General features: G+C 59.7%; 8 protein-coding genes. 5 read left to right on the forward strand and 3 right to left on the reverse strand.

Features of this window, described 5'->3' with window-relative positions; translation table 11 throughout:
• The first annotated feature begins 37 nt into the window (after nt 1-37).
• On the forward strand, nt 38-1,975 hold the full coding sequence (locus tag D8U69_RS07390; protein WP_130907018.1) for a methyl-accepting chemotaxis protein: 1,938 nt from the start codon (nt 38-40) through the stop codon (nt 1,973-1,975).
• A 140-nt stretch (nt 1,976-2,115) separates the two neighbouring features.
• Here the strand turns inward: D8U69_RS07390 and D8U69_RS07395 are convergent, their stop codons facing one another.
• Both D8U69_RS07395 and putA read right to left on the reverse strand, forming a co-directional pair.
• The gene (locus tag D8U69_RS07395) at nt 2,116-3,918 is read right to left on the reverse strand and encodes an acyl-CoA dehydrogenase (RefSeq protein ID WP_130907019.1); all 1,803 of its coding nucleotides are present in this window, start codon (nt 3,916-3,918) and stop codon (nt 2,116-2,118) included.
• A gap of 230 nt (nt 3,919-4,148) precedes the next feature.
• Complete coding sequence (gene putA / locus D8U69_RS07400) at nt 4,149-8,099, reverse strand: trifunctional transcriptional regulator/proline dehydrogenase/L-glutamate gamma-semialdehyde dehydrogenase (protein WP_130907020.1); 3,951 nt, start codon at nt 8,097-8,099, stop codon at nt 4,149-4,151.
• Between the two features lie 462 nt (nt 8,100-8,561).
• On the opposite strand from putA, the gene putP reads away from it, so the two are divergent.
• The 4 genes from putP (at nt 8,562) to rlmJ (ending at nt 13,938) form a co-directional block, all read left to right on the forward strand.
• Nucleotides 8,562-10,046, forward strand: coding sequence for a sodium/proline symporter PutP (putP, locus tag D8U69_RS07405; protein WP_056852312.1), 1,485 nt, complete (start codon nt 8,562-8,564; stop codon nt 10,044-10,046).
• A 350-nt stretch (nt 10,047-10,396) separates the two neighbouring features.
• Nucleotides 10,397-12,283: a type VI secretion system tip protein VgrG gene (locus tag D8U69_RS07410; RefSeq protein WP_130907021.1), complete on the forward strand. Its 1,887-nt coding sequence runs from the start codon at nt 10,397-10,399 to the stop codon at nt 12,281-12,283.
• Nucleotides 12,273-13,010, forward strand: a complete 738-nt coding sequence (locus tag D8U69_RS07415) for a DUF4123 domain-containing protein (protein ID WP_130907022.1) — start codon at nt 12,273-12,275, stop codon at nt 13,008-13,010. The genes D8U69_RS07410 and D8U69_RS07415 overlap by 11 nt, the downstream gene beginning before the upstream one ends.
• A 91-nt stretch (nt 13,011-13,101) precedes the next feature.
• Nucleotides 13,102-13,938 carry a 23S rRNA (adenine(2030)-N(6))-methyltransferase RlmJ gene (rlmJ, locus tag D8U69_RS07420; RefSeq protein ID WP_130907023.1) on the forward strand — a complete coding sequence of 279 codons (837 nt, stop codon included), beginning with the start codon at nt 13,102-13,104 and terminating at the stop codon, nt 13,936-13,938.
• Nucleotides 13,939-14,073: 135 nt separating this feature from the next.
• On the opposite strand, the gene msrA is transcribed toward rlmJ, so the two are convergent.
• Nucleotides 14,074-14,721: a peptide-methionine (S)-S-oxide reductase MsrA gene (gene msrA / locus D8U69_RS07425; RefSeq protein ID WP_075947336.1), complete on the reverse strand. Its 648-nt coding sequence runs from the start codon at nt 14,719-14,721 to the stop codon at nt 14,074-14,076.
• Between the last annotated feature and the right edge of the window lie 56 nt (nt 14,722-14,777).

Below are 14,777 nucleotides of genomic sequence, written 5' to 3' on the forward strand. Positions count from 1 at the left end.
TGCAGTGTTTCAGCCTCTTATTCTTTGGGGGTGCTCCATGCAGTTCTGGCGACGCAGTATTCAATGGCAGTTGATCTTGAGCATGGGCACCGCCCTGCTCGTCAGTATTCTGATCGTGGTTGGCATTTATACCCTTGTGGTCAATCGCCTCGCCCAGCGTTATCTGGTCGAACAAGCGCTGCCGTCGAGCATCGAAGCGATGCGCAACGACATCGAGCGTATCCTCGTTCAGCCGCTCACCGCCGCCAAGGACATCGCCAGCAACAGCATGGTGCGCGATTGGCTGGCCGAGGGTGAAAACAGTGCCCAGGCCGCTACGTTCACCACTTACCTCGAAGGCATCCGCGCCGAACACAAGGCCTTTACCGCGCTGATTGTCGGCACCGCGTCCAACCACTACTTCAATGAAAAAGGCCTGGACCGGACCCTCAGCCGCACCAACCCCAAAGACGCGTGGTTCTATGCGTTTCTCGATAGCGACCAGCCGCGCACCCTCAACATCGACAATGACACCGCCAGCGGAGAATTGGCGCTTTTCATCGACCTTAAAGTCGAGAAAGCCGGCAAAGTCGTGGGCGTTGCCGGGCTGGGCCTGAGCATGAAGGAGCTCTCCGAGCTGATTCACAACTTCAGTTTCGGAGAGCGTGGCAAGGTCTATCTCGTCCGTTCCGACGGATTGATCCAGGTTCATCCCCAAGCGCAATTGAGTGGTAAACGTACCCTGGCAGAGCAAATTGGCGCGGCGGCGGCGGGCGCGTCTCTGGGTCAAAAAACTGCCACGAGTAATAGCTTCCAGCGGGACGGTGAAGACTTCCTCGCATTAAGCCTGCCTTTGCGCGATCTCGGCTGGACCCTGGTGGCCGAAGTGCCGCAGTCGCAGATTTACGCTGAAGCCCGTCGCGCCATGTGGATGAGCAGCGGCATCGGCCTGGCAGTGGCGGTGATATGCCTGTTGCTGGTGGTGTTGCTGGCCCGTGGATTGGTCCGACCGATCCGCCAGGTAACAGCGGCGTTGGTGGCCATCGGTAGCGGTGGTGGCGATTTGACCCATCGGCTGGATTCCAGCCGCGCCGATGAGCTGGGCGATCTGGCGCGAGGGTTCAATCGGTTTCTCGACAGCCAGCGCGACATGATCGGCGAAGTACTCACCACCAGCGAGCGCTTGCGTACGGCTGTCGGGCAAGTGGCGCGGGTGGTGGAAAACACCGCCGAACGCTCGGGCCGACAACAGGAAATGACCGACATGGTCGCTACTGCGGTCCATGAGATGGGCCTGACCGTGCAAGAGATCGCGCAGAACGCCGGTAACGCGGCAGTCGCTTCGCAAAACGCCCGGGATGAAGCAATGCAGGCACGGGAAGTGGTCGGCGGATCGATCCGGCACATTGAAAGCATGTCCGACGAAATCGGCGTTGCCGCCACGGCGGTCGGGGCGCTGGCTCATCAGGTGGCGTCAATCGATCAGGTGTTGGCAGTGATTCGCGGGATCTCCGAGCAAACCAACCTGCTGGCGCTCAACGCTGCCATCGAAGCCGCACGTGCAGGCGATATGGGGCGCGGGTTTGCGGTGGTCGCCGATGAAGTGCGCACACTGGCACGGCGTACACAATCGTCCACCGATGAGATTCAACAAATGATCGGCAGTCTCAAGCAGGGTGCGGAAAATGCGGTGTCGTCGATGCATTCCGGGCAAGCGGCGACTGGCACCGGTGTCGAATCCAGTCAGCGCACCGGGGCGTCGTTGACCGCGATTACCGGGCAGGTCGAGCGCATCAGCGACATGAATCATCAGGTGGCAACGGCGACTGAAGAGCAGTCGGCAGTGACCGAAGAGATCAACCGTAACGTGCAGGGCATTTCCGATCTGGCCCGGGCGACGGCGGGGGAGGTCAGGGCTTGTCGTGAGGATTGTCAGACATTGCAACGTCTGGCGGACGATCTGGCGCGGCAGATGGGTGGGTTCAAGTTGAGTTGATGGTTGGCGGTGCGGGCCTCATCGCGGGCAAGCCCGCTCCCACAGGGTTTTGTGTTGAGCACAAGATTTGTGATCAAGAGAGATACCTGTGGGAGCTGGCTTGCCAGCGATTGGATTGCAGCTACAACCCAAGACTTGCTTCAGAACCACTCATCCTGCATGCCCAGGCAGACATCATCCCGCGCTTCAAGAATCGCCAGTTCATGGTGACAACCCGGTACCTCCCACGTCAGGAAGTACCGCGCCGCCTGCAACTTGCCTTTATAGAAGCTCACATCCGCCGCATTGCCCTTGGCCAGGCCTTCTTCGGCGCGAATCGCCTGTTCCAGCCAGCGCCAGCCAATCACCGTGTGCCCGAACACCTTCAGGTACAGCGCCGAATTCGCCAGGCTGCTGTTGACCTTGCCTTGGGCCAGGTCGGTCAGCAGGCCGATGGTTACGGTTTGCAGGCGCGCCACCAGTTTCTCCAGTGGTTCACGCAACGCAGTCAGCGAATCAAACGCCTGTGCACGCTCGGCGGTGTCGGCGATCAAGCGGATCAGTTGCTTGAGCCCCGCGCCGCCATTCTGCGCCAGTTTACGGCCGAGCAAGTCCAGGGATTGAATGCCGTGGGTGCCTTCGTGAATCGGGTTCAGGCGGTTGTCGCGGTAATACTGCTCCACCGGGTATTCGCGGGTGTAGCCGTGGCCGCCGAGGATCTGGATCGCCAGTTCGTTGGCCTTCAGGCAAAACTCCGACGGCCAGGATTTGACGATGGGGGTCAGCAGATCCAACAGTTCATGGGCCTGCTTGCGCGCCTCTTCCGTCTCGAGAGTCGTGGTGTCATCGAACAGCCGTGCCGCGTACAGGCCAAGGTCGAACGAACCTTCGACGTAGGCTTTTTGCGTCAACAACATGCGCTTCACGTCGGCATGTTGAATGATCGCCACAGGGGCGGTATTGGGGTCTTTGCTATCCGGCACCCGTCCTTGCGGACGTTCGCGGGCGTATTCCAGCGAATACAGATAGCCGGCATAGCCAAGCATCACTGCGCCCATGCCGACACCGATGCGCGCTTCGTTCATCATCTGGAACATATAGCTCAAGCCATGGTGCGGCTTGCCCACCAGATAGCCGACGCACTCACCGTTGTCACCGAAGTTCAGTGCGGTAGAAGTAGTGCCGCGCCAGCCCATCTTGTGGAACAACCCGGCCAGCAGCACGTCATTACGCTTGCCCAGGCTGCCGTCATCGTTGACCAGGAATTTCGGCACGATAAACAGGGAGATCCCCTTCACCCCGGCCGGTGCGTCCGGCAGCTTGGCCAGTACCATGTGCACGATGTTTTCCGACAGCGGATGGTCGCCACCGGAAATGAAGATTTTATTGCCCTTGAGTCGATAGGTGCCGTCAGACGCAGGCTCGGCGCGCGTGCGAATATCCGACAACGATGAGCCTGCATGGGGTTCAGTCAGGGCCATGGTGCCGAAGAAACGGCCGTCGATCATCGGTTGCAGAAAACGGCGTTTCTGCTCTTCGGTGCCGAAGCTTTCGATCAGGTTCGCTGCGCCCATGGTCAGGAATGGATACGAAGTCGACGCTGCGTTCGCTGACTGAAAATGCGCGAAGCACGCCTGGGACAGCAGTGTAGGAAGTTGCATGCCGCCGGCGTCGAAACTGCGCGCGGCATTGAGGAAGCCTGCTTCAAGGAACGCATCCACCGCCGGTTTCACTTCCGGAATCAGAATCGCCTGACCGTCCTCGTAGCGCGGCTCGTTCTCGTCACCCTTTCGGTTGTGCGGGGCGAAGAACTTTTCGGCGATGCTTCTGGCAGTGCCGATGGCGGCATCGAAGGTTTCGCGATTGTGCTCGGCGAAACGCTCACGCTGGGTCAGGCCCTCGGCATCGAGGACTTCGTACAGCTCGAAAGCCAGATTGCGGGAACTGAGCAACGTCTCGGACATGGCGGCCTACCTTTTATTGGGATGGGCCGAGTCTAGGCGTGCGAATTGAGGCTGAACAGGATGATTGATAGCGGTGATGTTGGAGCCGAGCACCGACTTGATCGTTCCCACGCTCCGCGTGGGAATGCAGCCCAGGACGCTCCGCGTCCCCAAACGACGTGACGCAGAGCGTCACAGGAGGCATTCCCACGCAGAGCGTGGGAACGATCACACAATCTTGGTGCAGAGGTTTAACCGATGGTCATCAAGCTGGCATTACCACCTGCCGCCGCGGTGTTGACGCTCAGCGCCCGCTCGATCACCAGACGCTCCAGCGCAATGTTGGACTCGCCTTGCGACAGACCCTGCACGCCAACGATCGCACCGGCACGCTTGGCCACTTGCTGGCAGACCGCGCGCAACTGATCGGAATGACCGTGGTGCAGAACCGCGTCAAACACCACCTCGTCCTTGTTCCAGTCGGACACCACTTTGATGCGTGCCTGAATGTCCTTCGGCAGGCGTGCGAACAATGCCTTGGTCAACTCGGCTTCCGGCCATACCGCCGAACCGCCGACAGCCAATACCGCTGCCAGTTGAGTCAACAGGTCGCCTTCGACTTCCGCCAGGCACAGCACGTGCTCACGCGGCAGAATCGCATAGCTGTTGCGCTCGCCGGTCGGGCCTGCCAGTACGCGGGTGATACCGCTTTGCGATTGCGCGGCGAACTGCACGCACAGGGTGCTCAGGTCAGCGAATTTGTTGCTGTCGGCCCAGGCTTTCAGGGCGGTCAGCGGCTTGCTCATGGCTTCACGCAGTCGTACATCCGGTGCGGCGAGAGCGTCACCGCGAGCGAAGGATTGTTCGATCGCATCGGTAGGACGCGTCGACAGCAGACGGTACAGGTACAGCGGGCCGCCGGCTTTCGGGCCAGTCCCCGACAAACCTTCGCCACCAAACGGTTGTACACCGACCACGGCACCGACGATGTTGCGGTTTACGTAGACGTTACCGGCATTGACGTTATCGATCACCTTGGCGATGGTCTCGTCGATGCGGGTGTGTACACCCAAGGTCAGGCCATAGCCGGAAGCGTTGATCTGTCCGATCAGTTGGTCGATGTCCTTGCGCTTGTAGCGAACCACGTGCAGCACCGGGCCGAAGATCTCCCGTTGCAGTTCGTCGAAGCTTTCCAGTTCGATCAATGTCGGCATCACGAAGGTGCCGCGTTTGACTTCTTCGGCGTCGGCGATGGCCACCTGGTACACGCTGCGTCCTTTGTCGCGCATGGCCTGGATATGCTTCTCGATGCCAGCCTTGGCTTCGGCGTCGATCACCGGGCCGATGTCCACGGACAGGCGCTCGGGATTGCCGAGACGACTTTCAGCCATGGCACCCTTGAGCATTTCGATGACGCGGTCGGCGGAATCTTCCTGCAGGCACAGGACGCGCAGGGCCGAGCAACGCTGGCCGGCGCTGTCGAAGGCCGACGAAACCACGTCGATCACCACTTGTTCGGTGAGGGCCGAAGAGTCGACGATCATTGCGTTCTGGCCGCCGGTTTCGGCGATCAGCGGGATCGGACGGCCCTGGCTGTCCAGGCGACCGGCGATGTTGCGTTGCAACAGACGAGCGACTTCGGTCGAACCGGTGAACATCACGCCTTTGACGCGATCGTCACCCACCAGACCGGCACCGACGGTTTCGCCACGGCCCGGCAGCAGTTGCAGCACGCCTTCCGGGATGCCGGCTTCGAGCAGCAGGCGCACGGCCTGAGCCGCTACCAGCGGAGTCTGTTCGGCAGGCTTGGCCAGTACCGGGTTACCGGCAGCCAGGGCAGCAGCCACCTGACCGCTGAAAATCGCCAGCGGGAAGTTCCACGGACTGATGCATACCACCGGACCCAATGGGCGGTGGGCGTCATTGCTGAAATCGTTGCGCGCCTGCACCGCGTAGTAGCGCAGGAAGTCCACGGCTTCGCGCACTTCGGCGATGGCGTTGGCGAAAGTCTTGCCGGCTTCGCGAGCCAACAGGCCCATCAGCGGCTGGATCTCGGCTTCCATCAGGTCGGCGGCACGTTCCAGGATCGCGGCGCGTTCGGCGGGCGGGGTGGCCTGCCAGATCGGTGCGGCGTTGAGGGCGCACTGGATGGCGTTGTCGACGTCTTCGACAGTGGCTTCCTGAACATGGCCAACCACGTCACGCAAATCGGACGGGTTCAGCACCGGCGCCAGCGCTTCGTTGCTGGAAGCGCAACCGAGCATCGGCGCGGCTTTCCAGTGGTTGTGCGCGGTGGCGAGCAGGGCGCAGGACAGCGAGGCCAGGCGATGTTCGTTGGCCATGTCGATGCCGGCGGAGTTGGCGCGCTCGGCGCCATACAGGTCACGCGGCAATGGAATGCGCGGGTGCGGCAGGCCGAAACCACCTTCCACGGTCGCCATTTGCTCGATGCTGGCCACCGGATCGGCCACCAGTTCCTGAATGGAGATCGACTGATCGGCAATACGGTTGACGAACGAAGTGTTCGCGCCGTTTTCCAGCAGACGACGAACCAGGTACGCCAACAGGGTTTCGTGGGTGCCGACCGGAGCGTACACGCGGCAAGGACGGTTCAGCTTGCCTTCGGAAACTTTGCCTACAACTTGTTCGTACAGTGGTTCGCCCATGCCGTGCAGGCACTGGAATTCGTACTGGCCCGGGTAATAGTTCTGACCGGCGATGTGATAAATGGCCGACAAGGTGTGGGCGTTGTGCGTGGCGAACTGCGGGTAGATGACTTCTGGCACCGACAGCAGTTTGCGTGCACAAGCGATGTAGGAAACGTCGGTGTACACCTTGCGGGTGTAGACCGGATAGCCTTCCAGGCCTTCGACCTGGGCGCGCTTGATTTCGCTGTCCCAGTACGCGCCTTTCACCAGACGGATCATCAGGCGATGACGGCTGCGGCGAGCCAGGTCGATCACGTAGTCGATTACATAAGGGCAACGCTTCTGGTAAGCCTGGATCACGAAACCGATGCCGTTCCAGCCAGTCAGCTGCGGCTCGAAGCACAGGCGCTCGAGCAGATCCAGCGACAGCTCGAGGCGGTCGGCTTCTTCGGCGTCGATGTTCAGGCCGATGTCGTATTGCTTGGCCAGCAGGGTCAGCGACAGCAGGCGCGGGTACAGCTCATCCATCACGCGCTCGTACTGCGCACGGCTGTAGCGCGGGTGCAGTGCGGACAGTTTGATGGAAATGCCCGGGCCTTCATAAATCCCACGGCCGTGGGACGCTTTGCCGATCGAATGGATGGCTTGTTCGTACGAGGCCAGGTATTTCTGGGCGTCATGCTCGGTGAGTGCGGCTTCACCCAGCATGTCGTAGGAATAGCGGAAGCCCTTGGCTTCGAACTTGCTGGCGTTGGCCAGGGCTTCGGCGATGGTTTCACCGGTGACGAACTGCTCGCCCATCAGGCGCATGGCCATGTCGACGCCCTTGCGGATCATCGGCTCGCCGCTCTTGCCGATGATGCGGCTCAGGGACGAAGTCAAACCCGCTTCGTTGTGCGTGGACACCAGTTTGCCGGTCAGCAGCAGGCCCCAGGTAGCGGCGTTGACGAACAGCGACGGGCTGTTGCCCAGGTGCGGTTGCCAGTTGCCGGTGCTGATCTTGTCGCGGATCAGCGCGTCGCGAGTGCCTTTGTCCGGGATGCGCAGCAGCGCTTCGGCCAGGCACATCAGCGCCACGCCTTCCTGGGACGACAGGGAAAATTCCTGCAACAGGCCCTGCACGATGCCGGCACGGCCGCCAGCGCTCTTCTGGTTGCGCAGTTTTTCCGCAATGGAGGCGGCCAGTTTGTTGGTGGCTTCGGCCATCGGCGCCGGCAGGCGTGCCTGTTCGATCAGCATCGGCACCACTTCCGGCTCCGGGCGACGGTAAGCGGCGGTGATCGATGCGCGCAGTACCGATTGCGGCAGGATGCTTTCGGCGAATTCAAGGAAGCACTGGTGGGCGTGATCCAGAGGCGCATCGACGGCATCGTCGGAATCCTTGGTCGAACCGTTCAGCTCGGTCAGGGTTGCACCACCCTCGAGTTTCTCCAGGTAATTGAAAATTGCCTGCTTGATCAGCCAGTGTGGCGTGCGATCAATCGAGGTCGCGGCAGCCTTCAGGCGTTCGCGGGTTGGGTCGTCAAGTTTGACGCCAAGGGTGGTGGTAGCCATGTTTTTATCCTCATGTTTGCCACGACCGCGTGGCATCAGCTGGCGGCAAGATTAGCCGTGCGACTCCTGAGGTGCAACCGGGTGCAACCCTTTTTTTGTCGGATTAATACGCAGCTCGTCAGGAAATAAATTCTGGTACGACCGTGCTGCATTTCCTTGGGGCTTTTTTGATGGATCGCTGGCGATCTTTGCTCCGAAAAGGAGCAAAAACAGCGCATAACAAGATTTTTCCGACTAGGTGCAACTTATTCTCCAGAAATGGGTTGCACCTTATTTGCTTTGTTGAATAGCATTCGCGCCCCAAGGTGCAACCGTCGAAGAGGCCGGTGCACCGGCTGATGGCTTTCCTGGGGAAACATCAGTCATAAATGCGCGGGATCCCGAATCGTCTGTCAAACGTCACCGTTTGCGAGCGGTTCACCAGCCGCCGCTACATAAAAACAAAGCCAGGGCGTCACTTAAATGAGCGTAAGCAATCCAACCCTGATCACGTTCGTGATCTACATCGCAGCAATGGTGCTGATCGGCTTCATGGCCTATCGCTCCACCAATAACCTTTCTGACTACATTCTGGGCGGCCGTAGCCTGGGCAGCGTCGTGACGGCACTGTCCGCCGGTGCTTCCGACATGAGCGGCTGGTTGTTGATGGGCCTGCCGGGCGCCATCTACATGTCCGGTCTGTCCGAAAGCTGGATCGCCATCGGCCTGATCGTCGGTGCTTACTTGAACTGGCTGTTCGTTGCCGGTCGCCTGCGCGTGCAGACCGAGCACAACGGTGATGCCCTGACTCTGCCGGATTACTTCTCCAGCCGTTTTGAAGACAAAAGCGGCTTGCTGCGGATCATCTCCGCCGTCGTGATCCTGGTGTTCTTCACCATCTACTGCGCTTCCGGCATCGTGGCTGGCGCCCGTCTGTTCGAGAGCACCTTCGGCATGTCCTACGAGACAGCGCTGTGGGCCGGCGCTGCGGCGACGATTGCCTACACCTTCGTCGGCGGTTTCCTGGCGGTGAGCTGGACTGACACCGTACAAGCCACCCTGATGATCTTCGCCCTGTTGCTGACGCCGATCATCGTGCTGCTGGCCACCGGTGGCGTGGATACCACGTTCCTGGCTATCGAAGCGCAAGATCCAAGCAACTTCGACATGCTGAAAAACACCACCTTCATCGGCATCATCTCGCTGATGGGTTGGGGTCTGGGCTACTTCGGTCAGCCGCACATCCTGGCGCGTTTCATGGCAGCGGATTCGGTCAAGTCGATCGCCAACGCCCGTCGCATTTCCATGACCTGGATGATCCTGTGCCTGGGCGGCACCGTGGCCGTCGGCTTCTTCGGTATCGCGTACTTCTCGGCGCACCCTGAGGTGGCCGGTCCGGTGACTGAAAACCACGAGCGTGTGTTCATCGAACTGGCCAAGATCCTGTTCAACCCATGGATTGCCGGCGTGCTGCTGTCGGCCATTCTGGCCGCTGTCATGAGCACCCTGAGCTGCCAGCTGCTGGTGTGCTCGAGCGCCTTGACCGAAGACTTCTACAAAACCTTCCTGCGCAAGTCGGCTTCCCAGGTCGAACTGGTATGGGTCGGTCGCGCCATGGTGTTGCTGGTTGCCCTGGTTGCCATCGCATTGGCTGCCAACCCGGAAAACCGTGTATTGGGTCTGGTGAGCTACGCCTGGGCCGGTTTCGGTGCCGCTTTCGGTCCGGTCGTGCTGATTTCCGTGATCTGGAAAGACATGACCCGCAACGGCGCACTGGCCGGTATCCTGGTTGGCGCAATCACCGTGATCGTGTGGAAGCATTTCGAGTTGCTGGGCCTGTACGAAATCATCCCTGGTTTCATCTTCGCCAGCCTGGCGATTTACTTCGTCAGCAAAATGGGCGCGCCGACTGCCGGCATGCTGCAGCGTTTCGCTGCTGCCGAAAGTGATTTCCGCCTGAACAAGTAATCGGCACGAGCGAAAGCTCTGCGCCAATGGCTTGAACGAAAACGGCCCGCTTCCTTTGGAGGCGGGCCGTTTTTTTGCCTGCACTTTCTAGGTTTTCTGTAGGTGCTGAGCTTGCTCGCGCTGGCGTCAGCACGTTCAACACATATGTTGGCATCCAGACCGCCATCGCGAGCAAGCTCGGCTCCTGCAAGGGGCGCGGTGTTCTCGGGGTTGTCTGTAGTCGAATGAAGCGTTTTTTGAGGGGCGATGCTTCAGAAGCGGTAGGGCAAATCTGATTTTCCTGTTTCTTGATCAGGGAGGCTTGATGCTCATGCAGAATCGCCCGCTGTCATTCTGCCGAGACACATCGGATGTTCGCTTCTGCCAATCAACCGCGCTTCACGTTGACCGTCGACGGTGTCCAGAGTGAACTCAAGGTACTTGAGTTCACCGGTAAGGAGGCCATCAGCCAGCCATACCGTTTTGACGTGGAGCTGGTCAGCGAGCGGCCGGACATCGATCTCGAAAACCTTCTGCATCGTCAGGCGTTTCTGGGTTTCGATGCGCAAGGCGCCGGTGTTCATGGTCAGATTTATCGGGTGGGCCAGGGCGATTCCGGTAAACGTCTGACGCGCTACGAGATCAGCCTTGTACCGCGTCTGGCCTACCTCGATCATCGGATCAACCAGCGAATCTTTCAGCACCAAACTGTGCCGGCGATCATCACTCAAATCTTCAAGGACCACGGCATCCTCGGCGATGCCTTTGCTTTTCAGCTCAGTGGCGCCTATCCCGAGCGCGAGTACTGCGTGCAATACGCGGAAAGCGATCTGGCGTTCATCCAGCGGCTGTGTGCCGAACTGGGTATCCACTACCATTTCAAACACAGTTGCGACGGTCACCTGTTGGTGTTTGGCGATGACCAGACAGTTTTTCCACGCTTGCCTGCACCGATACCTTACCGGCCGGGCAGTGGCATGGCGGTGAATGAAGCTGTCATCAAGCGGTTCAATGTTCGTCTGGAAACCCGACCCACCGTGGTGACGCGCCGCGACTACGACTTCCATCAACCACGCCTGGAACTGCAAAGTCGTTCCGACAGTGAGCAGTTGCCGCTGCTTGAGGATTACCGTTTTCCGGGGCAGTTCAATGATCGGGAAATCGGCGGGCGGCTGGCTCAGCGGGCATTGCAGAGCCATCGCGCGGATTACCGTCAGGCGCAAGGCAAGAGTGATCAAGCTGCGTTGATCAGTGGGCATTTCCTGCAACTCGACGAGCACCCGCAGCAGGAGTGGAACAACCTGTGGCTGCTGACTGAAATCGAACACCATGGCTGTCAGCCACAAGTACTGGAAGAGTCGGCGGGCAGCACGGACAGTTTTCAAGGTTATCGCAATACCTTCCTGGCAACGCCGTGGGACGCTTTTTTCCGCCCGCGAATGCGCGCCAAGCCTCAGGTGGCCGGGTATCAAGCCGCTGTGGTGAGTGGGCCGAAAGACAGTGAAATTCATTGCGACGAATTCGGCAGGGTCAAGGTCCGGTTGATGTGGGACCGCTTCGGTCAGTTGGAAGAACATTCCAGTTGCTGGCTGCGGGTGGCCAGCGGTTGGGCGCACGACAGCTACGGCAGTGTGTTGATCCCGCGTGTCGGCATGGAAGTCCTGGTGGGGTTCGTAGATGGCGATGCGGACAAGCCGCTGGTGATGGGTTGCCTGCCCAATGCGATGAACCCGGTGCCGCTGGATCTGCCGGCAGACAAGACTCGCAGTATTTTCCGCTCGCGCAGCAGTCCCGGTGGCGGGGGCTACAACGAATTGCGCATCGAGGATCGCAAAGGGGCCGAGGAAATCCACTTGCGCGCCCAGCGAAACTGGAACCAGCAGGTGCTGCATGACATGCACGTGCAGGTCGGGCAAAACGAATACCTGCAGGTCACCGGTGACCGGCACATCCGCGTCGGCAGCCAGACCGTCACGGCGAGCGGGCAGTTTCAGCTCAATGCCGTTAGCCAGGTCGTGATTGATGGCGGCACCAACGCCACGATTCAGGCCGGTGGCCACTGGATCAATATCGGTCCTGCGGGAATTTTCAGCAGTGTGCCGATCGAAGTCGGTGGGGCGCCGATGTCGGCTCCCGGTGTATCAAGCGTGGCTGTGCAAGGTGTAGCGCTAAGCATGGCGCAGAGGCTGAGTATGCAAAGTGCTTCGCCATTTTGCGAAGAGTGCGAACGCTGCAAGGAAGGTGTGTGTGCCGCCTGATTTTCTATTGCCCCACGACTGGCTCGAACGCCAGCCGCTGCAAGTGTCGCAGCAGTTGTTCGCGATCTTCAGTAACGCCAGTGCCGCCAAACCACTCGAAGCCTGGCGACGATCGATGCCCATCAGCAAGGCGACCCCGATCTGGGCCGATACCGCTTATGCCGAGTGGGAAGCAGTGATGCCCTACGTCGCACATGTCGCGGTGGACAGTGAGTTTGTGCAGTGGGTGGCGACCACAAGGTCTCGCGATTGGGGGTGGCTGGCGGTTTCTTCTGCGAGCCAAGAGGTGCTCGCCGAACACCTGCGCAGTCTCACACAGGTTCTGTTGCCCAATGACAATGCGGTGTTTTTCCGCTTCTGGGATGGGCGTTTTCTGATACCGATCCTGCACAGTACAGAGGTCAATCCTTATGAACTCCTGCCGGTCATCGGCCGATGTTGGATTAACGGGCACGCTGTCGAGATAGATGGCAATGCGCAGAAAACATCGAAGGTCTTCCCCTGGTGGAAGGTGCCAGATGCGCTGTTGCAACAACTGGCTGCGGATGACGCTACCACCCGGATCAACAACTTGTTGCAATGGTTGAGTGAAGAGCAGCCGGGTATTTTCGAGGTGTTTTCGGAGCGCGTCTTGCGCAGCAAGGCTGCGCATTTCCTTGCGGAAACTGACGTGGCAGCTGCGTCGAAAGCTGATTGGGTGGAGTATTTGCTGGAGGCGTCGAGCTGACGCCAGTCTTCGATACAGCCGGCCACTCAGCCGTGAACCCTGACTTGCAGGCCGGTAAAAGGTAAACTTGCCGGCCTTCGCAGGAGCAACCATGAATTATCGTCACGCCTTCCATGCCGGCAATCACGCCGATGTGTTCAAACACCTGACCTTGACCCGCCTCATCGCCCTGATGTCGCGCAAGGAACAGCCGTTTGCCTATCTCGATACCCACGCCGGCATCGGTCTGTATGACCTTCAGGGTGATCAGGCCAGTCGTACCGGTGAGTACCTGGAGGGCATTGCGCGTTTGTGGGATCAGCCGGATCCGCCGATCCTGACCGCTGACTACATGCAGGTGCTGCATGAGATGAACCCGGATGGCCAGTTGCGCTATTACCCCGGTTCGCCGGAATTGGCGCGACGTCTGACGCGTAAGCAGGATCGCGTGTTGCTCAACGAAAAGCACCCGCAAGACGGCTTGTTGCTCAAGGACAACATGGCGGGCGATCGTCGCGTGAAGGTGCACTTGGGCGAAGGTTGGCATGTGTCGCGCGCCTTGCTGCCGGTGCCAGAGAAGCGTGCGGTGATGTTGATCGATCCGCCGTTCGAAAAGCTCGATGAAATGCAGCGTTGCGCGGCTTCGTTGAAAGAGGCGATTGGCCGTATGCGGCAAACCGTGGCGGCCATCTGGTATCCGGTGAAGGATCAGCGCGCACTGCGCCGTTTCTATCAGGACCTGGCCGGCACCGGCGCGCCGAAATTGTTGCGCGTGGAGTTGCTGGTGCATCCGCTGGACACGCCCAACAGCCTGAACGGTTCCGGTCTGGCAATCGCCAATCCGCCGTGGGGGCTGGAAGAGGAACTGCGTGAACTGCTGCCATGGTTGTCCCAGAAGCTGGGGCAGACCCAGGGTGGGTGGCAGATGGATTGGTTGATTGCCGAATGAGGCGATGATCGTTCCCACGCTCTGCGTGGGAATGCCTCATGTGACGCTCTGCGTCACGCTTTTGGGCCGCGGAGCGTTCCGGGCTGCATTCCCACGCAGAGCGTGGGAACGATCGGGTACAGAGGTTGTGCTGAATCAGATCGGGCAAGTCACGCCAGTACCGCCAATCCCGCAATAGCCTTCCGGATTCTTCGCCAGATACTGTTGGTGATACGCCTCGGCGTAATAGAACGTCGGGGCTTCGTCGATTTCAGTGGTGATGATGCCTTTGCCGGCCTTGGTCAGTTCGACCTGGAACACTTGCGCGCTTTTTTTCGCCGCTTCCAGTTGTTCCGGTTTGGTGGCGTAGATCACCGAACGGTACTGAGTGCCGATGTCGTTGCCCTGGCGCATGCCCTGAGTCGGGTTGTGCAATTCCCAGAACATCTTCAGCAGCTCTTCATAGCTGACTTTCTCGGGTTCGTACACCACCAGTACCACTTCGGTGTGGCCGGTCAGCCCCGAGCAGACTTCTTCATAGGTCGGGTTCGGCGTGTAGCCGCCGGCATACCCCACGGCTGTGCTGTACACGCCTTCACGCTGCCAGAAACGCCGCTCTGCGCCCCAGAAACAGCCGAGGCCGAAGATGGCGAATTCGACATTGCCGGGGAACGGACCCAGCAACGGGTTTTTGTTGACGAAGTGTTCGTCCGGAACCTTGATCGGGGTTTCGCGGCCAGGCAGAGCTTGTTCTTTGGTAGGGAGCACGTTTTTGTTCACCAGAATTTCCGAGCGCAGAACCATTATCAGTCCCCTCAGTCGTTGGAATATTTAGAAGTGCAGTTTGCCCGAGTGTTGGC

The organism is Pseudomonas sp. Sample_16 (assembly GCF_004307665.1).
GTDB lineage: Bacteria > Pseudomonadota > Gammaproteobacteria > Pseudomonadales > Pseudomonadaceae > Aquipseudomonas.

Bases quoted from the DNA above. Each gene is read 5' to 3' on its own strand.
- D8U69_RS07390 (WP_130907018.1), top strand. From the start codon at position 38: ATGCAGTTCTGGCGACGCAGTATTCAATGGCAGTTGATCTTGAGCATG.
- putA (WP_130907020.1), bottom strand. From the start codon at position 8,099: ATGGCTACCACCACCCTTGGCGTCAAACTTGACGACCCAACCCGCGAA.
- msrA (WP_075947336.1), bottom strand. From the start codon at position 14,721: ATGGTTCTGCGCTCGGAAATTCTGGTGAACAAAAACGTGCTCCCTACC.
- putP (WP_056852312.1), top strand. From the start codon at position 8,562: ATGAGCGTAAGCAATCCAACCCTGATCACGTTCGTGATCTACATCGCA.
- D8U69_RS07395 (WP_130907019.1), bottom strand. From the start codon at position 3,918: ATGTCCGAGACGTTGCTCAGTTCCCGCAATCTGGCTTTCGAGCTGTAC.
- D8U69_RS07410 (WP_130907021.1), top strand. From the start codon at position 10,397: ATGTTCGCTTCTGCCAATCAACCGCGCTTCACGTTGACCGTCGACGGT.
- rlmJ (WP_130907023.1), top strand. From the start codon at position 13,102: ATGAATTATCGTCACGCCTTCCATGCCGGCAATCACGCCGATGTGTTC.